Genomic DNA, 24,175 nt, shown 5'->3' with positions numbered 1-24,175 from the left:
TAGAAGTAGCCAGTGCCGAAAGCGTCGCAAACGCGAACGTATTCCATGGGCTCCGGCTCGGCTGCGACGATTGCGTCAGCTGCCTGTGCGCCGGAAACTGCTGCGAGGGCAGAAGCGGAGCCGAGAAGAAGACTTTTGATATTCATACGGACGATCTCTCTAATGGTTCTCAAGGTCAACAAGGCCCGACCCTGGTGTCCCCCAGAGAATTATCGGCTACCTCGCTCGCGCTGCGACGAAATGAACCGGCCACGATGACTCGCGGCGGGCAGCGGCGACACCGCTATCATCGCCAAACGACAGTTTTGTAACAATTTTGTTTCGAATCTTTGGAGAACTTCTTTGATATATAGTGTGGCAAAATAGCTACTATCATGTTTTTCTAAAATAAAAATGATCGCTAAAGATAGTAATGAATCAGAATTATATTTTAACAGTGAAGAACTAGTGGCAAAAATCGCTCATAAAAAATTTACAAACTACACATTGACGGACTAATTGCTCTATTTTACCTAGTGCCGGCCTTTGAGAAGAGAGGCTTCCGGTGAAGAGCGGCGTCAACGATCAACAGTTGGCGGCGCCATTATTTTTGAGGGGTTTTTCTACTCGGGGACGCGACCGACCGTTCGCGATCTGTGCCGCAGCGACCCACACGCAACGCCTCTAAAAGGTGCTTAGAAGGGAACCGCTGCGCTGACACTCCGGCGCGCTCCAGACGGTCGCGACTTGCTTGACGAACTGAAACCAATGATTGTACTTCCTCCGGGGGCGAAGGCCCGCAAGGGGATCCGCCTGCACGGTCCCATCGGAGATTTCGGCATGAATCGATGTGCATTCCTCATCGCCGCGGCGGTCATGTCGCTCTCGGATGCATCTTCATCTTTCGCAGCAAAGGCGACCACGGCAGTAACGGTCATTGCTTATTCTTGCGAACAAGGTCCGGTTACCATTGCCTATGCGAAGAAGAAGAGCGGTGAGGAGTCCGTGCTGGCGGAACTTGCGGACAAAACCGTTCGAATGTGGCGCCTCACCGACCGCTCCGAGGAGGTGTATATCTCTCCGCACGGTGACGGAGGCAGTTACCGTTGGCGGATTGGGGACGAGTTCGGCGCGTTGACTTGGCTTGGCCCCGAAGCGGATGCCAAGGAGAAGGTTCTGTTCGACCAGTGCCGCCCTATATCGAACAAATGATCGGCCTTACCGGCGGATGCGGGCGGACGGTACCGCCTGACAAGGCGCGCCGCCACCTGAAGACGGTCGCCGCGCTATCGACGACCGGTAGCCATGTTCTCGCAGTGAGGCGCGGTCCGGGCGGCACTACTGCGTTGTCGCAACCGGCGGATCCGCGCTGCGCCTGACGACCTTGCCCTCCTCGGCCTTGTAGAAGAACTGGCTTGAGACGAGCCATCCCTTCAAGGGTCGAAGCGGTGGAATACATGTCAAAAGCATGAACGGGCCAGTGACCAGCAGATGCACCCAGAGCGGCGCGCTATATTGAACCTCGAGCCAGACGCCGAGAAGCACGCTTGGCACACAGGCAAAGCAGATGACGAAGAAAGCGGGGCCGTCGGCTGGGTCTGCGAAAGAATAGTCGAGACCGCAGACTTCGCATTCCTTGCGCATCTTCAGGAATCCCTGGAAGAGGTGCCCTTGTCCACAGCGCGGGCAACGGCCGCGCAGACCGGTCTGCATGGGTGGGATGGGTGGCCAATCGTGATCCGAAGACATAGTCGTTCCTTTCAGGCGTCTCGTCCGGCGCATCCTGATGTTCGCCGATGTTGCCTCACTATGCGGCCGGCCGTTCCAGGCGCCGCCTCAGGTCCAGAGGATTAAGCGCCCGAAAGCATACATTGTCAAATTATTGTATGCATACATTGCTGCGACAATTTCGCCTGCCAGCAGCACCGTTTCCTTAGACCACGAGGCTGGATGCGGCGGGGGATTGGCCGAGGAGGTCAGCGATGGTCAACAGGCTGCGGTGCAATTCTTCTTGTGTTGCTGCCGCGCCCAGCCCCAGGCGTACGGCTTCCGGGGCCGGGCCGACGGCAAAGGCGTCACTGGGTACGACCGCGATGCCCGCCGCCTGCAGCCGACCGCTGAACTCGCCGCGGGTCCACGGCTGCGGCAAGCGCAACCAAACATGAAAGGCATGAGGGTCACTGACGGCCGTACCTTTGGGAAGGAGGTTTTCGGCTATCTTTTGCCGTGCGGCTGTTTCGGTGCGGATCGCGCCAAGGACGGCATCTGCCGTTCCATCCTCGATCCAACGGGTCGCGATAGCAGCTGTGAGGGGTGAAGCCAGGCCGGCGGTTGCCCGGATGGCGCCCTCGATCCGGACCGAGCTGCGGCTATCCGGTACGACGAGATAGGCGATGCGGAGCGCCGGCGAGAGGCATTTCGCCAGGCCCCCGATATAGTAGACAAGGTCCGGCGCCAGCGCGGCAAGCGCGGGCGGCGGCGCCACCGGGAGGGCGCCATAAGCGTCATCTTCAATGATCGCCACGCCATGTCGTCTGGCGATGGCGACGATCGCTTCGCGGCGCTCTAGCGAGAGCGTGACGGTCGTCGGGTTGTGAAGTGTCGGGTTGCAGTAGAGAGCTTTTAATGTTTGCGTTGAGCAGAGCTCCTCAAAGGCTTCCGGAACAAGGCCTTTGTCGTCGATGGCGATCCCCAGCAGCGTAATGCCGAGATGGGCGGCGAGCGCCCGAAGGCCCGGGTAAGCAATCGTCTCGGCGCATATGGTGTCGCCTGCCTTGGCCAAATTGCTGAGCGCGGCAAGCAGCGCGCCTTGCGCGCCAGGACAGACCAGCATGCGCCCGACTGGTACCTCGCCGAGGCGCGGTCTCAGCCAGGCGGCGCCGGCGGCTCTGTTGTGCAAGGTGCCGGCGGGCGCCTGGTAGCGCATCAGCAGGTCGAGTCCGTGCTCAGCCTGAAGTGCTGCCATGTCATCCCAGAGCCGCATAGAAAGGGCGTGATCGTCAAACAACGGTGGCAGATTCATGCTCATGTCGACAATGCCACTGGTCGCCGGACGGGCGATCTTGGCCCGCCGTGCCTTAACATAGGTGCCCTGTCCGACGCGGCCTTCCACAAGGCCACGGTGCCTCGCTTCGTTGTAAGCGCGACTAACGGTGGTGAAGTCGATCCCCAGCGTCTCGGCGAGCACGCGCTGCGGCGGCAGTCGCATCCCGTCCGCGAGCCGCCCGTCGGTGATGTCCGCGGCAATCGCATCCGCGATCGCGAGATAGAGAGGTCCGTCAGCCTTGCGGATGGCGGGGCTCCACGAAATCTGCAAGCGGTCGTCGTTCATCGCTACAATATCCGGCCTTGATAATTGTATGGATATTGCATGCTTTCGCGTCCCAGGCAAGGCATATGGCTGATCAATGACAGGGGATAGGCGCCTGTCAGAGGTTCGGCGCAGCTAGGGTCTGGTGACACTCGCCGTTGCCAGGAGAAGGCCGAAACCCACCAACAAGGCGCCGAAGACGCGATCGATCCAATGCCGCAGTCGAAGAAGGCGAACGCGCACGACACCGGACGAAAAGAACAATGCCACCAAGGCGAACCAGACGATATGGGCGGCTGCGATGAAGCCGCCATAGCCGACTTGCAAAAGCAGCGGGGTCGTTGGCTCGACGACCTGCATGAAGAGGCTGACGATAAAGACCGTCGTTTTCGGATTGAGCGCATTTGTGAAAAACCCGGTGCGCAGGGCACTGAGATCGGAAAGCGCCGGAACGTCGAGCTTTTCCAGTGGGCCCGCTGGCTTGGCGCGCAACATCTTGAAACCGAGCCAGATCAGGTAGGCGGCCCCGCCAAACTTCAGGAGGCTGAAGAGAAGGATCGATTGCCGGATTACAAGCCCGACACCCAGGATGGTATAGGCGACATGGACGCAGACACCTGCGCCGATCCCGAGCGCGGTCAAAACGCCGGCCCGGCGGGACAGCAAAAGACTGTTGCGCGTGACCATCGCGAAATCGGGGCCGGGGCTGATGACAGCCAAGATCGTAATGGTGACTACGGCTAACAGTTCCGTCATTGCATTTCTCGCTCGTTCCTTCGATGCTGCATCAGCAATAGGCAACAAACGGTTCGGCGACTAACGATGAATTCTGACGACATTGGTGAGCTGGGCTCACAGATCGACCCCGTTCGCCTGCCGCCCATGGCAGCGCTTCGCTGTTTCGAGGCGGCGGCGAGGTTCGAAAGCTTCAGCCGCGCTGCGGACGCATTGCATCTGACCCATGGCGCGATCAGCCGGGCAGTCCGTCTCGTGGAGGACGAGTTGGGCGTGGCGCTGTTTGAAAGGCGAAGCCGGCGCGTCTTCCTGACGGACGCCGGCCGCAAGCTCGCTACCGCCGTGCGCGAGGGCTTTTCTCTCGTAGAGGCAGCCGTCCGGGAGATCAGGGAAGAGGTGAGGGTGCCGGCCCTCGTGGTTTCCTGCGAGCCGACGCTTCTGATGCGCTGGCTCATTCCGAGATTGCCGGATTTTCAAGGGCGGCACCCGGATGTCCCGGTACATCTCGTTGCCGGGGGTGGTCCGGTAACACTGGGGCGCGGCATCGATCTCGCCATCCGGCGAAACGATTTCCTGCAGACGGGCGCGGTCCATGCCACCCCGCTGTTTCGCGAACGCACCGGCCCGGTCTGCCGTGTCGACAAGGTTGCGTCTTTCTTCGACCGGCCTGACGCAGACCGCCTGCCGGAGTTGCGCGCCGATGCGGTTCTCCTCCATTCGCATAGCCGCCCGGACGCATGGGAAACCTGGGCAAGGCTCGCCGATTGCCACACGTTCGGACGGCGTTCCCAGAGTTTCGAGCATTTCTACATAAGCCTTCAGGCCGCGGTCGCCGGCATCGGCGTCGCGATCGGGCCTTGGCAGCTCGTTCGTGACGACATCGCTAGTGGCATTCTGGCCGCGCCGCTGGAATTTAACGAGGACGGAACGGCCTATCAACTGCTCGCACCGGCAGCCATTTTCGAAGGGAGCGCCCACGCCAAACTGCGTGACTGGCTGTTGGAAGTCGCCATCTGAAACGAAGCGATTTCATTTCTGTTATTTGCATAAAGGGCAGCAACGTCATACGTTTACCGCCGAAGCACGCACAACCGGGGATGCCGATCATCCAAAGGGTGTGTATGCCATCTGAAATGCAAACAATTCGACCCCGCGGGTCCCGGAGCGGCGCCATGACTATCCTCAAAACCGATCTCGACCACGGGTGCGGCGCGATGCGCCAGTCCACTTCATCACGCCGGAAAGCGCTGAAAATGACAGGGCGTACGGTAAAAAGCCTGCTGGCGCCGGTGATTACGGCTTGCCTTGTCGCCCTGGCGGCTCCGGCTGCCGGCCACGCGGCGAGTTGCAAGGACTCGGCAGCACCCGGAGCGGACTGGACCGACTGCAACAAGAAGGCGCTCATGCTTGGCGGTAGCGATCTGCAAGGTGCCAATCTGGTCAACACGGATTTCACCTTGACGGACCTGCGGGGCGCCAATCTGATTGGCGCCAACCTGGAGAAGGCAACACTGGTGCGTTCATCGGTGGCTGGTGCCCTGGCCGAAGGGGCAAATTTTTCCAAGATCGAAGCCTATCGCTGCAATTTCGCGGGTATCGCCGCCGAAAAGGCATCCTTCGTCAACTCCGAACTGCAGCGCGCGAATTTCAGCGGCGCCCGGTTGACGGGTACGAGCTTCGAGAAAGCCGAACTCGGACGGGCAAATTTCGACAGGGCGGAACTGACGGGGACCCGCTTCTCGCACGCCAATCTTTCCCGTGCCGATTTCACCAATACGAGCTTCACCGGGCCGATCGACTTCAATGGTGCTTTCATGTTCCTGACGCGGATCGAGGGCGTCAACTTGTCCGAGGCGACGGGACTGGAACAGGAGCAGGTCGACATGACCTGCGGCGACAGTTCGACCAAATTGCCGGCAGGTCTGAGCACGCCGACAGGCTGGCCCTGCGCCTCCGATTAGAGGCTTTCGCTGTCTCGAAAGTCAGCGTGCCAACCGGAAGCTTACGCCAGGTGCCGCTTCGCGGCGATGGCCAGGCATTCCTTGAAAGCCTCGAGGTCAGTGAAGCGATCGGCCTCAGGCACTTCGCGCTTGATCAGCGCCCCCTCGCGGCGAAGGATGCCACCATCCAGCATCAGATTGTCGGCCATGTCGAAATCTTCGATGCTGAGGCCGTCGGCGCCTGCCATGCGTCCGTCGGGGCACAGGGCCGCGTTGCCTTGGTAATGATCATTCAGGATACGTTCGTAGTAGCTGCGCGAAGTGTTGGTATAGGCATAGACATGCTTGCCACGGCCGCACATGAAGCCGAGCTCGAACACCGTGCCGACATCGGCACTGATGCCGCGAAACGGCGTCAGGTTGGCGATGATCATATCCGAGGCGAGCATCATGCCCTCGTCCACCGCATAGATCGCAAGGCCACGTTCATGTTTGGTGGGGGCCGGAGGGATTTCGAGATCGCCCGGCACCAGCGGCGTGAAGCCGGCCGCACGCGCCAGGGCCGCCTTCTCCTTCTGGATCTCCACCGCATTGGACAGAAAAACTTCCGGGCCAGCGAGATAGACTTTCACGCTCATTCCTCCTCACGTCTCAAGCGAGCAATCTAGGAGGGCAACGCAGCCGCGCCTAGCTGCCGACCGAAGCAAGCGCGCTTACCCACGGATTTTTCTCATCTTTTGCCAAAACGATGTAGACGCGGCCGCCGATGTGACGTTGTTCCGGATCACCATGGACAGGAGCGCCGGGCGTCCGCTATGTCTGGCAACCGATCCTACGCAACGATCGAGGCACCCATGTCCATCCAAGCTTTGACTACCTATGTCGGCGTCGCTCACCCCTGGATGTGCGACACGATGGGACACATGAACGTCCGCCACTATGCGGCGATGTTCGACGATGCGAGCTTCCAGCTTCTCGGCCATATCGCCGGCGTGGAGACGGAATCGGGCAGGGGGTGGGCGGACGTGCGCTCCGAGGTCGAATACAAACACGAAACCAAGGCTGGCGCGCTGATCACTATCCGGTCGCGCGTCATCAAGCTTGGCCGCTCGTCGGTCACCTTCGAGCAGATCATGTCCGGTACGCTCGACGGCATCGTACATGCGGTCAACAGGACCACGACCGTACGCTTCGATCTTGAGGCACGCGCGGCAATTGCGTTGGAGCCGGACGCGCGGGCGCGCGCCGAGGCGCTCATGTCGAGCAACGAGCCTGCACGAGCAGATCAATCGGCATAGACGCGATCTTCAACCGGCGTTTCTGCGATCAGCGTCTGCATGCCTGCGATCAGCGCCTTCTCGGCCCGGTTGATCGCTTTCTCCGGGTTCGTCAGCATGAAGATGTCGATGGCCGGCGGATTGTCGTAGGGCGGCAGGCGCCAGAGAAGCCCGTCCGCCACATCGCGGCGGGCGACATGCAGCGGCAGTGAGCCGACGCCGAGACCGGCAAGCGTCATTCGCCGCACTTCCTCAAGGCTTGACGAAACCCCGACGACATTGGCGTTGAGCTTGGCTTCGCTGCGAAGCAGCGCCACAGGCCGGAGCGCATCGGCAATGTGGTCGGTATGAAAGGAAACCGACGTCTCGCCCTTGAGATCGGTAAGCTTCAATCCGTCCCTGCCGAACAGCCGGTGGTGCGGGCCGCAGAAAAAGCCGAAAAACTCCCGGAAGACCATCAGATAGTCGAGCGCCGGATCCCGCACGCTGACAAGACAAAGACCGAAGGAAGCACGCTTTTCCCGGACTTGGCGCGTCACCTCGCCGCTCGGCCCGACGTTGATCGTCAGCGTCGCGCGCGGGTAGCTGCGGTGAAACTCCATCAGCGCGCGGTCGAAGATCGGCGAGACCACGTGGCTCGCAACCGCGATCGTGACGTGGCCGGTGACGTCGTCGCTGACGCCGCGCACGAGTTGCGGCAGTTGCGAGATCGTGCCGAAGACCTCGACGCTCTGCTCATAGAGCAACTGTCCAACTTCGGTGAGATCGAAGCGGGTCGCATCGCGTTCGACCAGTCGGCGGCCGACACGGTCTTCCAGCCGCCGGAGCGCGTTGCTGACGCTCGGTTGCTTGAGGTTCAGCCGCTCGGCCGCGCGCGTGATGCTTTTCACCTCGGCAATCACCACGAAGGTGCGCAGAAGGTTCCAGTCGAGCTCCCAGACGAGCCGTTCCAATCGCTGTGAAGCCATTCCTGAAATCTATGCCTTCTATTTCCATTATCTATTTGCGCAATGCTGATGCAGAAGCAATCATGAAATTCGGAAGGCGCCCCTTGCCAATCCCAAGCGCACAAGAAGGCGCGCCCCAATCCAGAGGAACAAGGAACATTTCATGAAGACCCTATTCTCCGGCCTCTTGGCCGCGACGCTCACCATCGCTGCGACTTTTTCCGCCGTCACGGCTCGGGCTGACGACCTTGAGAACGTCAAGTCCGCCGGCGAACTGAAGATCGCCATGTCGGGCCAGTACCCGCCCTTCAATTTCGTCAACGAAGAAAACCAGGTCGTTGGCTTCGACGCTTCGATCGGCCAGGCGCTCGCCGAGCGTGTCGGCGTCAAGGGCACGCTGGTGACCACCGCCTGGGACGGCATCATCGCCGGCCTGCTTGCCAACAAATACGACACCATCGTCGGCTCGATGACGATTACCCCGGAGCGGGAGAAGGTCGTCGACTTCGTCGGCCCCTATTACCATGCCGGCCGCGCCGTCTTCGTCAGCGAAGCATCTGGTGTCCAGAAGCTCGACGAACTCAAGGGAAAGACGCTTGGCGTAACGCTCGGCGAAACCCATGAGAAATGGGCGCGCGAGCAGGGCGGTTGGGATGTCCGCACCTACAAGGGTCTGCCGGAACTGCTGATGGAACTGAAGAGCGGCCGCGTCGATGCGATCGTCGTCGACAACATCCCGGTGATGGTTGCCGTCAAGGAGACCGGCGAGAAGGTCCGTCGTCTCGAAACGCCTGATATCGAAGGCGGCAGCGTCGCGATCGGTATCGCCATCCGCAAGAACAATCCGGAACTGAAGGCGGCGATGCAGAAGGCGCTCGAGGACATGCTGGCCGACGGCTCCTACGAGAAGATCGCCATGCAATGGGTCGGCAGCGACATCCGCTGATCCCCTACGCTTCCGTCTCTCCGGTCGCCGCATAAGCCGCGGCCGGAGGTCACGAGTTTGCCTTCCGGAGTTTCCCCATGGACGTTTCGCTGGTGCAGCGCGTCTTCCCGTTTTTCGTGGAAGCGGCGTGGATCACGATCGAGATCTCGGTACTTGCGCTTGCGCTCGGCCTCGTGGTTGCGTTCCTGATATCGGCTGCAAAGATGTCGCGCTCGTTCCTTTTGCGCGCCTTCGGCACCGCCTATGTCAGCCTGTTTCGCGGCACGCCCTGCCTCATCCAGCTTTTCGTGCTCTACTTCGGTGGCCCGCAGATCGGTATCAATCTGGAGCCCTTTGCTGCCGGCGTCATCGGCCTCGGTCTCAATATCGGCGCCTACATGGCAGAATCCATCCGCGGCGCCATCCTGTCGGTTGACCGTGGGCAAACGGAAGCCGCCCGCTCGATCGGCTTCAGCCGGTTCCAGACCATGCGCAAGGTCGTGCTGCCGCAAGCCGCGCGTCTCATGATCCGCCCGCTCGGCGTCAATGCCGTGGCGCTCGTCAAGGGATCGGCGCTGGTCTCGACGATCTCGGTGGTCGAACTCACCTACACGGCGCAGCGCTATATCGGTTCGACCTACAAGCCGTTCGAGATCTTCGGCGTGGCCGCCGTGCTCTACATGCTCATCGTCTATGTCGTCGCGCGGATCGTCGATCTGCTTGATCGACGCTACGCCATAGCCTGAGGGGGACACGCCACATGCAAGGTCTCGATTTCAGCGTCGTTCCACCCTATGCCGATATCCTCTGGATGGGTGTCTGGTGGACGGTCGTTCTGACCATTTCCGCCGCCGGGATCAGCTTCGTCTTCGGCATCGTTTTCGCCCTCGTCGTGCTCTACGCACCGAAGTCGGTGGCCCTCCCGGTGCGCGGTTTCATGTGGCTGTTCATGGGCACGCCGCTGCTCCTGCAGCTGTTCCTGATCTATTACGGGCTGGGGCAGTTGGGTTTCAAGATACCGGCACTGATCGCCGGCATCATCGGCCTCGGTCTGCACTTTGCGGTCTACAACGCCGATATCCTTCGCGCCGGCATCGTGGCAGTCGATGCCGGCCAGACGGAAGGTGCGCGCAGCCTCGGCTTCGGCCGGATGCAGACGTTGCGCTACTTCATCGTGCCGCAGGCGATCCGCAACACCATACCTGCCATGGGCAACAACCTGATCGTGCTCCTGAAGGAATCTTCGCTCGTCTCGATCATCGGCATTGCCGAACTGGTGCACGCAGCACAACTCGCGATCAGCGAGACATTCCGGCCGTTCGAATTCTACATCACGGTTGCCGCTCTCTATTACACCCTCAATCTCGTCCTTGAAGCGGGTCTGCGCCAGGTCGAAAAGAACGTGGAGGTCTCCCGATGACCGCTCTAAAACCCATGGTCGAAGTTAAGGGCGCCCGCAAAAACTACGGCGCGCTGGAGGTCCTGAAGGGCATCGACCTCTCCGTTGCCCGAGGGCAGATTGTCGCGATCATCGGCCCGAGCGGGTCGGGCAAGAGCACGCTCTTGAGATCGATCAACCACCTGGAGACGCTGAATGGCGGCGAGGTCTGGCTCGATGGCGTAAAGGTCAACCAGAACCTGAAAGGCCAAGCCTTCGAACGGCACATCAATGCCGTGCGCCAGCAGATGGGCATGGTGTTCCAGCACTTCAATCTGTTCCCACATCTGACAGTGCTACAGAACATCACCATGGGCCCGATCATCCTGAAGGGAATGGGCAAGGCTGCGGCGCGTGAACTCGCCATCGAGCTTCTGTCGAAGGTGGGGCTCAAGGATAAGGTCGACGCCTTTCCGTCGCGGCTTTCCGGTGGTCAGAAGCAGCGCGTCGCAATCGCCCGGGCGCTCGCCATGCAGCCCAAGGTGATGCTCTTCGACGAGGCCACGTCGGCGCTCGACCCGGAACTGGTCGACGAGGTGAACGCCGTCATGAAACAGCTCGCTGCCGAGCACATGACCATGCTGATCGTCACCCACGAAATGCGCTTTGCCGGCGAGGTCGCCGATCGGGTGCTGTTCATGGATGGCGGGGTCGTTGTCGAGCAGGGCGCGCCCAGCGAGATTTTCCGCCAGCCGACGCAGGAGCGCACCCGGGCGTTCCTTAGGAAATACCTGGCAGCGTGAAGGGGGGAACAATGGGACACCAAGACCAATACCCCGATTTCGGCCTCACGCCGGAACAGCGTCGCGAGGCGGTGCTTGGGCATTACTACGAATATCCCGGCATGGACGGTGAGCGCGGCGAGATCTGGTGCTACACCGACCGCTATGCCTATCCGTCCGGTGGCACCGCGCGGCTACAAGTGAGTTCGACAGCTTCACGGTTCTCGCTTGAAATCGTTCGCGACGGAGCGACCGAGACGAAGGTTTTCAAGCGCGACGGGCTTGATGCGCGCTGGCAGGAAACGCCGGACCAATGCTCGGTCATCGGCTGCGGCTGGGAAACGAGCTTCGAATTCAAGATTGCCGAAGACTGGCCGTCGGGCGCCTATCGCATCACGCTGAGGGCCGAGGGCAGGGACGGCAAGCCGATCCATTGCCATCATCTGTTCATCGTGCGGCCGCTCGCCGGTCGCAAGCCGGGCAGGGTCCTGCAGGTCGCCGCCACCGGCTCCTGGACCTCTTACAACACCTGGGGCGGCTCCAACCACTACCAGGGGACCACCGGCCCCAATCGCGATCAGTATGCGACGACCGTCAGCATCGAACGTCCGTTCTGCCGCGGCTTCGTCGTGCTGCCCCCGGATGCTCCACGGGTGCCCTTGGAAATCTATGCGCCGATGGCGGTTGCTCCGCGCTATCCGCACATGGAATGGGCCTATGCCAACGGCTATTCCAAGAAATATGCCTCGTCCGGCTGGGCGAGCTATGACAGCCACTTTTTCCGCTGGGCGGAACGTCAGGGCTATGCGGTCGATCTCGCCAGCCAGCACGAGCTTCATTTCAACCCGGAGATCCTCGACGGCTACGATTGCGTCGTCTTTGTCGGCCATGACGAATACTGGACCTGGGAAATGCGCGATGCGGTCGACAACTATGTCGAACGCGGCGGAAAGGCGGCCCGCTTTGCCGGCAACTTCATGTGGCAGACCCGCCTCGAAGACGGCGGCAAGCGGCAGGTTTGCTACAAGTACCGATCACGAGCAGAAGACCCCGCCTATCACTCGGCAGATCCGACGCGCACCAGCGGTTCCTGGGAAGCGGCCGAGATCGGCCGGCCGGGTGCTCAGACCTTCGGGCTCAATGCCACACGTGGCCTTTATGTCGGTTGGGGTGGCTGCGCCCCGCGTGGCGCCCGTGGCTTTCCGGTCTATCGGCCGGGGCATTGGGCCTTTGCCGGAACGGGCATCTACTACGGCGATATTCTCGGTTCGGAAGGCCATGCCTTCGGTTATGAGGTCGATGGTCTCGACTACATCATCCGGGGCGGATTGCCCGAGCCGACCGAAGACAGCGGCGCGCCTGACGGTCTCGAAATCCTCGCGCTCGGCATGTCGTCGCTGAAGGAAGAAAGCGCCGACATTCCCGCTGATGACCAGTTCCTTTCGGACGCCGATGCCAAGTTCGTGGCTGAAACGCTGATTGGCGATAGCGCTGCTGCGGCCGTCGAGCGCGTCAAGCGCGGCTGCGGCATGATCATAAACTTCCCGCGCGGCAAGGGCGAGGTGTTCCACGCCGGCAGTTGCGAATGGGTGGCGGCGCTCAAACGCGGTGACGCGATGGTCGAGCGCGTCACCGCCAATGTTCTCAATCACTATCTCACTCGCTGACAGAGATTTGCCATGCTCAAGACGACAGCTTCCAACGAACGACCTGCCTCGCATCTCTTCTACCAGTCGCGCCTGCGTCGGCCGCTGGTCGATCGGGCCGAAGGCATCTATCTCTGGGACCAGGACGGACGCCGGGTAATCGACGGCTCAAGCGGCGCCATGGTGGTCAATATCGGCCACGGCAACCGCAATGTGCTCGACGCGATGAAGAGCCAGATGGATCGCGTCACCTTTGCCTATCGGCTGCACTTCGAAAACGAGCCGGCCGAAGATCTCGCCCGCCGCGCGGCGGAAAAGCTGCCTGAGGGCATGGACAAGATCTTCTTCGTGTCCGGCGGTTCGGAAGCGGTCGAATCGTGCCTGAAGCTCGCGCGGCAATGGGCGGTTGCGACCGGTCAAAAGGACCGCTGGAAGGTGATTTCGCGCTTTCCGTCCTACCATGGCGGCACGCTCGGTGCTCTGGCGGTGACCGGTTATGCTGCGCTCTCCGATCCTTTCTCGCCGATGATGCGCGAAATGCCGAAGGTTCCGGCGCCGACTGCCTATCTCGACCGGGACAACCTGACGATGGAGGAGCGCGGCATCAAGTATGCCGACATACTGGAGGAGCGAATCCAGGCGGAAGGCCCGGAGAGCGTGCTCGCCTTCATCATGGAGCCGATCGGCGGTGCCTCCACCGGCGCGCTCGTGGCACCGGACAGTTACTATCCACGCATTCGCGAGATCTGCGACAAGTACGGCATCCTATTGATCCATGACGAGGTCATGAGTGGTGCTGGCCGCACCGGAAAATTCCTCGGCGGCGACCACTGGAATTGCCGCCCGGATCTGATCGCGCTGTCGAAGGGCTTTGCTTCGGGCTATTGCCCCCTCGGCGCCATGGCCGCACCGTCGCGGATCGTTCAGCCGGTGCTCGACGCCGGCGGTTTCCAGCATGGTTTCACCTATGCCGGAAACCCGCTCGCCTGTGCGGCCGGCCTCGCCGTTCTCGACGAGATCGATCGGCTTGGACTGATCGACAATGCGGCTGCCATGGGCGAGGCGCTTAAGGCGGAACTCGAGGCGCTATCGGGCCGCTTCCCCTTCATCGGCGATGTGCGCGGCAAGGGACTGCTGCTCGCGGCCGAGTTCGTCTCCGATCGTGAGACCATGAAGCCGCTGCCGAAAGAGTTGAACGCACACCAGCGCATGGTCGACCTCGCCTATGAGCGCGGCCTGATCATCTATTCACGGCGTACGCGCGGCGGTGTGGAGGGCGACCATTTCCTCGTCTGCCCGCCGATGATCATTACCCGCGAACAGATCGGCGAGATCACAGCCATCCTTGGTGACGTGCTCGAAGTGCTCGCCGAAGAACTCAATCTTCCCGTCAACCGCTGAGGGCTTGACCATGACGAAGTCCAAAACATCGCGCAGAGTGATCATCACCTGCGCGGTGACGGGATCGGTGCATACGCCGACCATGTCGCCTTACCTGCCTGTTACCCCCGACCAGATCGCCTCCGAAGCAATCGCTGCAGCCGAGGCCGGCGCTTCCATCTTGCATCTCCATGCAAGGAACCCCGAAGACGGTCGCCCATCGGCCGACCCGGCGCTGTTCATGCAGTTCCTGCCGCGCATCAAGCAGTCGACCGATGCGATAATAAACATCTCCACCGGCGGTTCGTCGCTGATGGCGCTGGAAGATCGGCTTGCCGCTTCCCTGCGTGCCGAACCGGAAATGTGTTCGCTGAACATGGGCTCGATGAACTTCGCTTTGTTTCCTGCGCTCGACAAGCCGACGGAGTGGAAGCACGAATGGGAGCCGCAGCTTCTCGAAGCAACACGCAGTTCGATTTTCAAAAACACCTTCGCCGACATGGAATTCATCCTGACGCGGCTTGGCCAGGGCTGCGGCACGCGCTTCGAGTTCGAATGTTATGACGTCGGTCACCTCTATTCGCTGGCGCATTTCCGCGATCGCGGCCTGGTGTCCGGGCACCTCTTCATCCAGTTCGTCTTCGGCATTCTCGGCGGTATCGGTGCGGATCCTGAGAACCTGACGCACATGAAACGCATCGCCGACAAGCTCTTTGGCGACGACTACTCGTTCTCGGTGCTCGCCGCCGGCCGTCACCAGATGCCGATGATCACCATGGCTGCTGCCATGGGCGGCAATGTGCGCGTGGGGCTAGAAGACAGCCTCTATAACGGCCGCGGGACGCTCGCGACCAGCAATGCCGAGCAGGTCCACCGGATCCGCGCAGTTCTCGACGCCTTGTCACTGGAGGTTGCAACCCCTAAGGAGGCACGCGCGCTTCTCGGCCTCAAGGGCGGAGATCAGGTGGCATTCTGAGGCCGGCGACACGGGCATGGTTCGACTTGAGCCTTCGCCTGCTGGCAGTGAAAGGGAAAACAGTGACGACGATGCAGCACTCCACGGCTGATATCCGAATTCGCGCAGGCGAACCAGGAGATGCCGACACCATACATAACGCGATCCTGGCTATGGGGCGTGGGCTCGAAATGGCGGACAAGGTCACCTGCACGGTCGATGACTATCGCCGTTTCGGCTTCGGTCCGAACGCCGCCTTCCACAGTCTGATCGCCGAGGCGGGTGCAGATCTTGCCGGTCTTTGCCTGTTCTTCCCGATCTTTTCGACCTGGCGCGGGAGGCCCGGCGTCTTCGTGCAGGATCTGTATGTCGACGATCGTTTCCGTGGCCTCGGTATCGGCGAGCGCCTGCTTCGCGAAGTGGCCACATGGTCTAAGGCGCGGGGCGGCGACTATCTGCGGCTGGAAGTCGACGTGGAGAACTTGCCGGCGCAGCGGCTTTACGAGCGTATCGGCATCACCTGGCAGACGAAAGATCGCGCTCATGCCGCGTATGGCGAGGCGTTCGGGGCTCTGGCCGGGGACTGAAAGTTTGACGACGCAGGAAAGGGAGACAGCATGAAAGCCTTCTATGCAGCCGAACAGAAGCGCCACAATCCAAAAGCCTTTCTGTCGAGTGGCGCACCGCAGCCCAATCCGGAGCAGCCGGAACGGGTCGAGCGGCTGCTCACCGGTGCCCGTGCCGCCGGCTGCGAGATCCTGCGGCCCCGCGATCACGGACTCGGCCCGATCGCCGCGGTCCACACGCCCGAATATCTCGATTTCCTCGAACATATCTACGCGCGGTGGCAGCGCATTCCCGAGGCTTCGGAAGAGGTGATCCCGAACATCCATCCGCTTTCGCGCAATGGCCGCTACCCGGCGTCCGCCGTCGGCCAGGCCGGTTATCACATGGCCGATACCGCGTGTCCGATCTCGGGCGAAACCTGGGAGAGCGTGTGCTGGAGCGCCTGGAGCGCTGTTGATGCTGCCGATGCGATCATGGCGTGCGAGCGGGCAGCCTATGCGCTCTGCCGGCCGCCGGGCCATCATGCCTTTGCCGACGTCGCCGGCGGCTTCTGCTTCGTCAACAATTCGGCGGTCGCCGCGCAGCGCTTCCTGACAAATGCTGCCCGCGTGGTGATCCTCGACATCGACCTGCACCATGGCAACGGCACGCAAGGCATCTTCTACCAGCGCGCCGACGTGCTCACGATCTCGATCCATGCAGACCCGGTGCGTTTCTACCCGTTCTTCTGGGGTCATGCGGACGAGCGCGGCGAGGGGGCGGGCCTCGGCTACAACTTCAACCTGCCGCTCGAACGCAAATCCGGCGATGCGGAATTTCTCGCCGCGCTCGACGTCGCCTTCCGCCGAATCCGCGCTTACGCGCCGGACGCGCTGGTCGTCGCGCTCGGCCTGGATGCCTTCGAAGGCGATCCTTTCGGGGGGCTTTCCGTTTCCACGCCCGGTTTCGCCCGGATCGGCGAAGCGATCGCGGGCCTCGGCCTTCCGGCCGCGATCGTGCAGGAGGGGGGGTATCTCTGCGATGCGTTATCGGACAACCTGACGTCCTTCCTCAGCGGCTTTGGCGGGGCGGCATAGCTGGAGCAATTCCGGGAAGTGTGAAGCGGTTTTCTGCCCGGAATCGCGTGATCCAAGTGCGCTGACCGTCACTATTGCGTGGTCGGCCGGGTCGTTTTGCGATCGCGCGTGTCGGGAAATGCGCCCGGCAGCGGCGTCGCGAAGACCGCTTCGCTGTCGTCCGGCCGCAATCGGCCCGCTTCGTCGATAAATCCGCGGATCAGCGGCAGGTGCCGGCGCTCGGCAAGGCAGATGGCATATTCGTCGATGAGTTCCCGCGCATCGTCGATCGGCACGAAGGCAAGCCGTCCATCGTGCCCGAATTCGAGGTCGGCGACGACGCCGCAACCGACACCGTTGGCGATCGCTTCGCGCACGCCTTCGCGCGACGAGATCTCGACGATCTGCTGCACGGTGGTGCCGTGTTCGGCGAGATTCCTTTCGAAGATCTCACGTGTGCGTGATCCTCTTTCGCGCATGACGAAGGACATGCCTTCCAGCTCCCTCATCTTCACGCCGTCGCGCTCGGCAAGCGGGTGGCCGATCGGCACGCAAAGCCCGATCCGCATGCTGAGGAAATGAACACCATAGAGGCGCGGATCGTCAGGCGTCTGCGCGGTGATCGCGACATCGGCCCGATAGTCGAGGATTTGGTCGATGACGCGGGCGGAATTGTCGACGGCGAGCGAGAAGGTCAGCTTCGGCCGATCGACCTTGAGCCGCGACAGGATCGGCAGCGCCAGGACCGGGCCGTCGGCCGCGACGCGCAAATGCCCGCCATTCGAGCCCGCCTCGCCGCGAAGGAATGCATTCGCCTCCTTCTCGGCCGTGAACAGGCGCGAGGTGATTTCGAACAGGCGCTCGCCATCGGCGCTGAGGCAGACACCGCGTGGCTTTCGCTCAAAGAGGTTGAGACCGCAATGGGCCTCGAGTTCGCGGACATGGGAGGAGAGGGTGGACTGGCTGATCGCCATGTCGCGCGCAGCCTGAGAAAACCCGCCGGATTGCGCGACGATATGAAAGGCTTTCAACTGGGTGATCGACATATGGTCCGTTCTGCTGCCTGTGATTGCCGCCACCTGGCGGCGCCGCACATCATTGTCGGCAAAGCTGACAGTCACGTGACATCAGCTCATGTTTTGCACGGTAATCAGGATGGCCCACGGACAAAACCGATGGCAGGCATGGGAAAACGCTATGGCCGTTTTACGCTTTGTTAAGGATCTGTCATCTGGCCGGTAAGCGGCTTCGCTAACGGTGACGCACGGCCCAGAGCCGATCCCGTTCACCTTAGAGAGAAAGCCGACATGACTTCCTCCCCCAACGCGCTTGCAACGCCAATCCAGTCGTCTTCCGATTGGCTTCTGAACATCCCGCGCCTGTCGCAGCAGCAGGGCATCCTGGTATCGCCGGGCGGCACCGGCACGGTTTCGTCCTACAGCCTCGTCTACGACGTCTACTTCCCATCCGCCGGCTCCAGCGGCTGGATCCCCTTCCTGCAGACCGATGCGACCAACGCGTCGGACGGCGACATCTTCGGCAAGGTCGGTGGCGACAGTTTCGGCCTCGGCATCAACAGCGACTATCGCGGCGCTGCCAAGCTCGATGCCTGGAACCGCATCGGCTTGACGATCGAAAAAGACGCCAGCGGCGGCGTCTCGATGAAGAAGTACATCAATGGCGAGTTCGCGGCCGAACAGAAGATGACCGGCTCGCTCGCCGCCCGCTTCACCATCGACAAGGCCAAGGGTTTCCTGATCTTTGCCGACGACGACGGCGAAACCTCCTCGGGTTATCTCAGCAACTTCCTGTTTATCGAAAAGGTTCTGAGCGGCGACGAGCTCTCCGCCCTCGGCAAGGCGAAGCCCGAAGGCATCGTTCCGGATGCGCTGAAGCCGGATGCACTCCTGTCGAACGGCACGGAATTCCGTTTCGGCGAAGGCTCGACGACGCCAACCTTCGGCCAGGGCAGCCTCAGCGGCAAGGGTACCACGGTGACCACCACCACCCCGGCAACCGCTGGCATCCCGGCTGTCGGCCAGGATACGACGACGCCGAACCCTGGTGCCGTCACCAAGACGCTCGCCATCAAGGACATGATGGTGACACCGGACGCTGGCGACGTGACGATCGATCTGTCGCAGCATTTCTCCGGTGAAAACCTGACCTACACGGTGCAGAACACCAAGGGCGAAGTGCTGAAGGCGGTTCTCGTCGACGGCAACAAGCTGGTGCTCGACTTCGCCGCCCTCGGCCATTCCGATATCCGCGTCACCGCGACCGATGCTGCCGGCAACGCGGTGATCGACGACTTCCGCGTCCGCGTCGCCGGTGCGAACGCCTATACGATCGCGGTCTTCCCGGACACCCAGGACTACACCTCGAACGACGGGCTCAAGCATTTCTTCGGCGACATGACCCAATGGCTAGTGGACAACCGCCAGGGCCACAACATCGTCTTCATGACGCATGTCGGCGACATCACCCAGAACAACCTCTCGGGTCAGTGGGATATCGCCGAGGCAGCGCTGCGCAAGCTCGATGGCAAGATCCCCTATGCGCTTCTGCCGGGCAATCACGACCAGGCGAACGGCGGCAGTGCAGCCGACCATACGTCGATCTATCTCGACCAGCGCTTCTCGCCGGACAAGCAGAAGGTGACCAATCCGGGAACGTTCGGCGGCGCCTATGACCAGGAGCTGATGAGCGCCCGCAACACCTACAGCACCTTCACTGCCCCCGACGGCACCAAGTGGCTGTCGATCTCGCTCGAATTCGGCCCGCGCGACGACGTGATCCGCTGGGCCGGCGACGTGATCGAGGCCCATCCCGACTACCGCGTCATGCTCGCCACCCATTCGCTGACGAGCTATGCCGGCCGCCAGGACAATCTGGCCCTGCCGCTCTACGACGAAGGCGCTGGCTACGACTATGGCATGCGCACCGACCAGCGCGGCGCCAACGACGGCGAATATGTTTCGCGCGAACTGCTTTCCCGCTACCCCAACATCGTCATGACCTTCTCCGGTCACATCTTCGGCGATGGCGCGGAAACCGACATCACCTATAACCAGTATGGTGAGCCGGTCTTCCAGTTCCTGGTCAACTACCAGAACGGCGTGTCGCGCGAGATCACCGGCAACGGCAATGAGGCGAAGGGCAACAATGGCGGCAACGGCGCCATCCGCCTGATCACCATCGACCCGGACAACAACCGCGTCTCGACCGAGACCTACTTCACCGGCTTCGACGACTATCTTGACGGTTTCCGCTCCAAGCCGGAACTCGATCGCGACGGCCTGACCGGCTATTACCGGGGCCATCAGGAAGTCTTCGAAAACATCGACGTCAGCGGCGGCAAGGCGCGCGCAATGGCGGAGGCGGGTGACGACATCCTCGCCGACGCCGCAACCGGCGCATCCTCGGCGAACGTTTCGCTGTCCGGCGCGAAGTCGCTGCTGCCGGCAAACGTCAAGAGCTGGGTCTGGACGGATGAAAACGGCGACGTCGTCGCCGAAGGCAAGGAAGCCAAGGCCGAACTTGACCTTGGCAAGCACAAGCTGACGCTGACCACCACCGACGTCAACGGCGTCAAGACCAGCGACACGGTTGACGTGATCGTGCGCGGCGACCGTACCCTGCTCGTGGAAACCTTCAACGACGGCAATGCCAATGGCTGGGCGACCGAAATCGGTGCTGCCAACGGCAACACTGGCAACTTCCTCCTGAAGGGTACCGTCTTCTCGCGGCCGACAGGCACGGCAGGCCTCGCCGCACCGGAGGCAGCGCTCTTCGACCAGAGCGATGCGGCCCGCAACAAGCTCGTCTTCATCGGCGAAGGCGCGGCAAACTGGAAGGACTACGTTTTCGAGGCGTCGCTGACGCAGCTCGACAACGACACGATCGGCGTTCTCTTCTACTATAAGGACGCCAACAACCACTACCGCTTCACCCTCGACGGCGAAACCAACCGCCGCCAGCTGGTGAAGGTGGCCAATGGCGTCGAAACGGTAATCGCCTCGGTCAACGAGGGCTCGCCCTACAATATGGAAATCCCGCTGACCGTTGCCGTGACCGGCAATGCGATCAACGTCTTCCTCGGCGACAAGAACGTCTTCGGCGGTCCGATCGTCGATGCGACCCAGCCGCTGCAGGGCGGCACCGTCGGCCTCTATTCCAGCGGCCAGCGCACTTCGGTCTTCGACGACATCGTCGTCACCAGGGCCGACACCACCGCCAAGGCCGGCATCGACCAGCGGACCTATGACATCGACGGCGACGGCAAGGCTTCGGTCGTGCTCGACGCTTCCGGCTCCTTCGGTCCGAAGCAGCTCGTCGACTATGTCTGGACCGACCTTGCCGGCAATGTTGTCGCCACCGGCAAGACGGCCAGCGTCAACCTCGACGCGGGTGTCAACAAGCTCCTGCTCAAGGTGACTGCTGCGGATGGTTCGGTCTCGGCCGACCGCATCGACGTCACCGTCGTCGACCGCACGAAGATCCTCGTTTCCGAGGACTTCTCGAACGCCAACGCTCTCTCTCGCTTCAACATCATCGATGAAGGCGAATTCGGCGGCATCGGCCCGAACGGCAAGGCGTCGGAATGGCTGGTGAACAATGGCAAGCTCGTTCAGACGACCGACCTGCAGAGCCGTGAGCTCACCTGGTCGGGCGCCACCGCTGCCGACTACTGGAAGCGCGGCTGGAGCCCGCTCGGCGACGGCGTCAACGTGCTGCGTCTCGGCACCTATGCGCTGTTCAAGGATCCGGCGGCGCTTACCTGGACCGACTATGCGGTCGAGGCGACGATCCAGACGCCGGACAAGGACGGCCTCGGCTTCCTGTTCCGCTACAAGGACAACAAGAACTACTACAAACTCGAGCTCGATGCTGACGGCATTCTTGACCGCAACCCGGGCAACGGCGCCGGCAGCATCTTCAACCTCATCCGCATGAAGAATGGCGTCGAGGAAATCCTCGCCCAGGTTCCGGGCAAGTACGAGCCGGGCCAGGCAATGAAGCTCCGGGTCGAAGTGGTCGGTGACAAGATCACCGCCTTCATCAATGACGAGGCACTGTTTGCCTATCCGGTCGGCGACCGCGGCCTTGATGCCGGCACCTTCGGCCTTTATTCCTGGGGCAATGCCGGTCTTACCTTCGACAACCTCACGGTCGTCGATCTGAAGTCCGGGCTTGAGGGCGGCCAGATCATCAACGGCACCAATGCCCGTGACGTGCTCGCCGGCACCGATGCCGACGAAACGATCTACGGCCTTGGCGGCAATGACACGCTGCTCGGCAATGGTGGCAACGACAGTCTCGACGGTGGCGACGGCGACGATACGCTGCTTGGCGGCGCCGGGCATGATGCGCTCGTCGGCGGCAAGGGTGTCGACGTCCTGATGGGTGGAGATGGCGCCGACATGATCGCCGGCGGTCTCGGCGACGACGTCATCGAAGGTGGAGCCGGGAACGACGTGCTGATCGGCGGCGACGGTTCCGATACCTATGTCTACGGACGCGGTGAAGGCTCCGACGAAATCGTGGAAACGGCGACGACGTTTGGTGATCGGGACGTTCTCGTCCTGCACGACATCGCCCGCGGCGAAGCCGTGCTGCACAAATACGGTGAAGCCGTCGAGGTCGAGTTCGCCAATGGCGAAAAGCTGACCCTGAAGGGCCAGCTCGCAGGCGGTGGCGTCGAGCTCGTGACCTTTGCCGACGGCACGGTCCTGAACCGTGCGGCGATCGCTAACGGTCTTGTCAACCGCGGCCCGGTCGCTGTGGCCGACACGCTGTCTCCCGTCGACGAGGATGCGGCATCTTTCCTCATCCCGTTCTCGAGCCTCATCGGCAACGACACCGATGCGGATCTCGACAGCCTGACGGTGACCGGCGTCACCTCGGTCGCAGGCGGTACGGCCGTTCTCGAACAGGGCGGCATCCGCTTCACGCCAGCCGGCAACTTCAACGGAGAGGCTTCGTTCCGCTACCAGGTCTCCGACGGTCGCGGTGGTTCGAGCGAGGCGGGTGCGTCCTTCACGGTCAAGCCGGTCAACGATGCCCCGACGACATCGCCTGCAGCGGTTGAAACCAGCGAGGACACACCGGTCAGCGGCCAGATCGTAGCCGCGGATGTGGACGGCGATGCGCTCAGCTATGCGGTCAAGGCTGGTGCCGGCCCCGCCAATGGCCAGGTGCAGCTCGATGCCACAACCGGCGCCTGGACCTACCGTCCGAACGCCAATGTCAACGGCTCCGACAGCTTCACGGTCGTCGTGTCCGACGGTAAGGGCGGTAGCACCGAGAGCACGGTCAGCGTCACGGTGAAACCGGTCAATGACGCACCGGTTGCTGTTGTCGATACCGGAGTGGTCGCCGAAAACGAGACCGCGAGCTTCGATCTCGTCGGCAACGACACCGATGTCGAGGATGATGGCCTGACGCTCGTGGGCTTCGCTGTAACCGCGGTCGCCGGCATCGCTCTGACGAACGCTCAGGCCGCTGCCGCGTTCTCGATTGTCGACGGCAAGCTGGTCGCCGATCCGTCCTCGGCCTTCGTGGCTCTCGAAGACGAGCAGAACGCGCTCGTCACCGTCACCTACACCGTGCGCGACGCCCAGGGCGGAGAATCGACCGGCACGGCGACGATCCGGGTCGACGGCTACACCGAGTACAATGTCGTCGAAGGCACCGACGGCAACGACACGCTGGTCGCCACCGACCGCAAGGACATGATCGAGTCCGGCAACGGCAACGACACGGTGCTTGCCGGTGACGGCAACGACATGGTCGACGCCGGTGCTGGCAACGACCGGGTTGTGGCCGGTGACGGCAATGACGTCGTCGAGGGCGGCGCCGGCAACGACGTGCTGATGGGCGGCGCCGGCAACGATGCGCTGAACGGCGGCGCTGGCAATGACCAGCTCAACGGTGGTACCGGTAACGATACCCTCAACGGCGGCACGGGCAACGACGTGCTGACGGGTGGTGAGGGCAATGACACCTTCGTCTTCGCCGCTGGCGATGGCCGCGATGTCGTGCTCAACTTCGAAGCCGGCGCTCAAGGCGGCGACGTGGTCGTTCTCTCCAAGGATCTCTTTGCCGACTACCAGGCACTGATGTCCTCGGGCGCCGTCACCGACGGTGACAACGGCGCACACATCGCGCTCAACGACGGCTCGTCGATCACCTTCAACGGCGTCAAGACGGAGAACTTCGTCATCGACGATTTCCGCTTCGCCTGATGAAAGACGAGGGGCGGGCACTGTGCTGGCCCCTCTCACCCACATCCCTGTC

Annotated in this window: 21 protein-coding genes; 14 read left to right on the top strand and 7 right to left on the bottom strand. The window is 62.0% G+C overall.

Features of this window, described 5'->3' with window-relative positions; all coding sequences use genetic code 11:
* The coding region (locus V7S54_RS23660) for a porin (protein ID WP_336408961.1) at nt 1-146 on the bottom strand (146 nt) is incomplete at its 3' end.
* A gap of 580 nt (nt 147-726) precedes the next feature.
* On the opposite strand from V7S54_RS23660, the gene V7S54_RS23655 reads away from it, so the two are divergent.
* Nucleotides 727-1,191, top strand: coding sequence for a hypothetical protein (locus V7S54_RS23655; protein ID WP_141679506.1), 465 nt, complete (start codon nt 727-729; stop codon nt 1,189-1,191).
* A gap of 126 nt (nt 1,192-1,317) precedes the next feature.
* Here V7S54_RS23655 and V7S54_RS23650 read toward each other — a convergent pair whose 3' ends face one another.
* The 3 genes from V7S54_RS23650 to V7S54_RS23640 form a co-directional block, all read right to left on the bottom strand.
* Nucleotides 1,318-1,728, bottom strand: a complete 411-nt coding sequence (locus V7S54_RS23650) for a DUF983 domain-containing protein (protein ID WP_058326927.1) — start codon at nt 1,726-1,728, stop codon at nt 1,318-1,320.
* 184 nt (nt 1,729-1,912) lie between these two features.
* Nucleotides 1,913-3,310, bottom strand: coding sequence for an aminotransferase-like domain-containing protein (locus V7S54_RS23645; protein WP_336408945.1), 1,398 nt, complete (start codon nt 3,308-3,310; stop codon nt 1,913-1,915).
* Between the two features lie 114 nt (nt 3,311-3,424).
* Nucleotides 3,425-4,045, bottom strand: coding sequence for a LysE family translocator (locus V7S54_RS23640; RefSeq protein ID WP_065375942.1), 621 nt, complete (start codon nt 4,043-4,045; stop codon nt 3,425-3,427).
* A gap of 66 nt (nt 4,046-4,111) precedes the next feature.
* Here V7S54_RS23640 and V7S54_RS23635 point away from each other — a divergent pair, with 66 nt between their 5' ends.
* The gene (locus tag V7S54_RS23635; protein WP_336408944.1) at nt 4,112-5,041 is read left to right on the top strand and encodes a LysR substrate-binding domain-containing protein; all 930 of its coding nucleotides are present in this window, start codon (nt 4,112-4,114) and stop codon (nt 5,039-5,041) included.
* 230 nt (nt 5,042-5,271) lie between these two features.
* The gene (locus V7S54_RS23630) at nt 5,272-5,985 is read left to right on the top strand and encodes a pentapeptide repeat-containing protein (RefSeq protein WP_419178175.1); all 714 of its coding nucleotides are present in this window, start codon (nt 5,272-5,274) and stop codon (nt 5,983-5,985) included.
* Between the two features lie 41 nt (nt 5,986-6,026).
* On the opposite strand, the gene V7S54_RS23625 is transcribed toward V7S54_RS23630, so the two are convergent.
* Complete coding sequence (locus V7S54_RS23625; protein ID WP_336408943.1) at nt 6,027-6,602, bottom strand: nucleoside 2-deoxyribosyltransferase; 576 nt, start codon at nt 6,600-6,602, stop codon at nt 6,027-6,029.
* 216 nt (nt 6,603-6,818) lie between these two features.
* On the opposite strand from V7S54_RS23625, the gene V7S54_RS23620 reads away from it, so the two are divergent.
* Nucleotides 6,819-7,262, top strand: a complete 444-nt coding sequence (locus tag V7S54_RS23620) for an acyl-CoA thioesterase (protein ID WP_065375952.1) — start codon at nt 6,819-6,821, stop codon at nt 7,260-7,262.
* On the opposite strand, the gene V7S54_RS23615 is transcribed toward V7S54_RS23620, so the two are convergent.
* The gene (locus V7S54_RS23615) at nt 7,250-8,209 is read right to left on the bottom strand and encodes a LysR family transcriptional regulator (RefSeq protein ID WP_065375939.1); all 960 of its coding nucleotides are present in this window, start codon (nt 8,207-8,209) and stop codon (nt 7,250-7,252) included. The genes V7S54_RS23620 and V7S54_RS23615 overlap by 13 nt on opposite strands.
* A gap of 142 nt (nt 8,210-8,351) precedes the next feature.
* Between V7S54_RS23615 and V7S54_RS23610 the strand changes: the two genes are divergently transcribed.
* The 9 genes from V7S54_RS23610 to V7S54_RS23570 all read left to right on the top strand — a co-directional run bounded on the left by V7S54_RS23610 (nt 8,352) and on the right by V7S54_RS23570 (nt 16,897).
* Nucleotides 8,352-9,134, top strand: coding sequence for an ABC transporter substrate-binding protein (locus V7S54_RS23610; protein ID WP_336408942.1), 783 nt, complete (start codon nt 8,352-8,354; stop codon nt 9,132-9,134).
* 77 nt (nt 9,135-9,211) lie between these two features.
* Complete coding sequence (locus tag V7S54_RS23605) at nt 9,212-9,859, top strand: amino acid ABC transporter permease (protein ID WP_057249527.1); 648 nt, start codon at nt 9,212-9,214, stop codon at nt 9,857-9,859.
* Between the two features lie 14 nt (nt 9,860-9,873).
* Nucleotides 9,874-10,533 carry an amino acid ABC transporter permease gene (locus V7S54_RS23600; protein WP_336408941.1) on the top strand — a complete coding sequence of 220 codons (660 nt, stop codon included), beginning with the start codon at nt 9,874-9,876 and terminating at the stop codon, nt 10,531-10,533.
* Entirely contained in the window at nt 10,530-11,294 is a 765-nt protein-coding gene (locus V7S54_RS23595) for an amino acid ABC transporter ATP-binding protein (protein WP_336408940.1), read from the top strand. Before V7S54_RS23600 ends, V7S54_RS23595 begins: the two co-directional genes overlap by 4 nt.
* Nucleotides 11,295-11,305: 11 nt before the next feature.
* Nucleotides 11,306-12,940 carry a N,N-dimethylformamidase beta subunit family domain-containing protein gene (locus tag V7S54_RS23590; RefSeq protein ID WP_336408939.1) on the top strand — a complete coding sequence of 545 codons (1,635 nt, stop codon included), beginning with the start codon at nt 11,306-11,308 and terminating at the stop codon, nt 12,938-12,940.
* 12 nt (nt 12,941-12,952) lie between these two features.
* The gene (locus V7S54_RS23585; RefSeq protein WP_336408938.1) at nt 12,953-14,320 is read left to right on the top strand and encodes an aminotransferase family protein; all 1,368 of its coding nucleotides are present in this window, start codon (nt 12,953-12,955) and stop codon (nt 14,318-14,320) included.
* Nucleotides 14,321-14,330: 10 nt separating this feature from the next.
* Entirely contained in the window at nt 14,331-15,275 is a 945-nt protein-coding gene (locus tag V7S54_RS23580) for a 3-keto-5-aminohexanoate cleavage protein (protein WP_336408937.1), read from the top strand.
* Nucleotides 15,276-15,346: 71 nt separating this feature from the next.
* Nucleotides 15,347-15,841: a GNAT family N-acetyltransferase gene (locus V7S54_RS23575; RefSeq protein WP_442892606.1), complete on the top strand. Its 495-nt coding sequence runs from the start codon at nt 15,347-15,349 to the stop codon at nt 15,839-15,841.
* Nucleotides 15,842-15,871: 30 nt separating this feature from the next.
* Entirely contained in the window at nt 15,872-16,897 is a 1,026-nt protein-coding gene (locus V7S54_RS23570) for a histone deacetylase family protein (RefSeq protein WP_336408935.1), read from the top strand.
* Between the two features lie 71 nt (nt 16,898-16,968).
* On the opposite strand, the gene V7S54_RS23565 is transcribed toward V7S54_RS23570, so the two are convergent.
* Nucleotides 16,969-17,997, bottom strand: coding sequence for a LysR substrate-binding domain-containing protein (locus V7S54_RS23565; RefSeq protein ID WP_336408934.1), 1,029 nt, complete (start codon nt 17,995-17,997; stop codon nt 16,969-16,971).
* A gap of 186 nt (nt 17,998-18,183) precedes the next feature.
* On the opposite strand from V7S54_RS23565, the gene V7S54_RS23560 reads away from it, so the two are divergent.
* Entirely contained in the window at nt 18,184-24,123 is a 5,940-nt protein-coding gene (locus tag V7S54_RS23560) for an Ig-like domain-containing protein (RefSeq protein WP_336408933.1), read from the top strand.
* The last annotated feature ends 52 nt before the right edge of the window (nt 24,124-24,175 follow it).

The organism is Ensifer sp. CCNWLY38 (assembly GCF_037120565.1).
Taxonomy (GTDB): domain Bacteria; phylum Pseudomonadota; class Alphaproteobacteria; order Rhizobiales; family Rhizobiaceae; genus Ensifer; species Ensifer adhaerens_H.
This window is presented reverse-complemented; position numbering and strand designations above follow the sequence as displayed.

Coding starts and splice junctions, on each gene's coding strand:
- V7S54_RS23650 (WP_058326927.1), bottom strand. CDS start 1,728: ATGTCTTCGGATCACGATTGGCCACCCATCCCACCCATGCAGACCGGT.
- V7S54_RS23645 (WP_336408945.1), bottom strand. CDS start 3,310: ATGAACGACGACCGCTTGCAGATTTCGTGGAGCCCCGCCATCCGCAAG.
- V7S54_RS23640 (WP_065375942.1), bottom strand. CDS start 4,045: ATGACGGAACTGTTAGCCGTAGTCACCATTACGATCTTGGCTGTCATC.
- V7S54_RS23635 (WP_336408944.1), top strand. CDS start 4,112: ATGAATTCTGACGACATTGGTGAGCTGGGCTCACAGATCGACCCCGTT.
- V7S54_RS23625 (WP_336408943.1), bottom strand. CDS start 6,602: ATGAGCGTGAAAGTCTATCTCGCTGGCCCGGAAGTTTTTCTGTCCAAT.
- V7S54_RS23620 (WP_065375952.1), top strand. CDS start 6,819: ATGTCCATCCAAGCTTTGACTACCTATGTCGGCGTCGCTCACCCCTGG.
- V7S54_RS23615 (WP_065375939.1), bottom strand. CDS start 8,209: ATGGCTTCACAGCGATTGGAACGGCTCGTCTGGGAGCTCGACTGGAAC.
- V7S54_RS23610 (WP_336408942.1), top strand. CDS start 8,352: ATGAAGACCCTATTCTCCGGCCTCTTGGCCGCGACGCTCACCATCGCT.
- V7S54_RS23605 (WP_057249527.1), top strand. CDS start 9,212: ATGGACGTTTCGCTGGTGCAGCGCGTCTTCCCGTTTTTCGTGGAAGCG.
- V7S54_RS23600 (WP_336408941.1), top strand. CDS start 9,874: ATGCAAGGTCTCGATTTCAGCGTCGTTCCACCCTATGCCGATATCCTC.
- V7S54_RS23595 (WP_336408940.1), top strand. CDS start 10,530: ATGACCGCTCTAAAACCCATGGTCGAAGTTAAGGGCGCCCGCAAAAAC.
- V7S54_RS23590 (WP_336408939.1), top strand. CDS start 11,306: ATGGGACACCAAGACCAATACCCCGATTTCGGCCTCACGCCGGAACAG.
- V7S54_RS23585 (WP_336408938.1), top strand. CDS start 12,953: ATGCTCAAGACGACAGCTTCCAACGAACGACCTGCCTCGCATCTCTTC.
- V7S54_RS23580 (WP_336408937.1), top strand. CDS start 14,331: ATGACGAAGTCCAAAACATCGCGCAGAGTGATCATCACCTGCGCGGTG.
- V7S54_RS23575 (WP_442892606.1), top strand. CDS start 15,347: ATGCAGCACTCCACGGCTGATATCCGAATTCGCGCAGGCGAACCAGGA.
- V7S54_RS23570 (WP_336408935.1), top strand. CDS start 15,872: ATGAAAGCCTTCTATGCAGCCGAACAGAAGCGCCACAATCCAAAAGCC.
- V7S54_RS23560 (WP_336408933.1), top strand. CDS start 18,184: ATGACTTCCTCCCCCAACGCGCTTGCAACGCCAATCCAGTCGTCTTCC.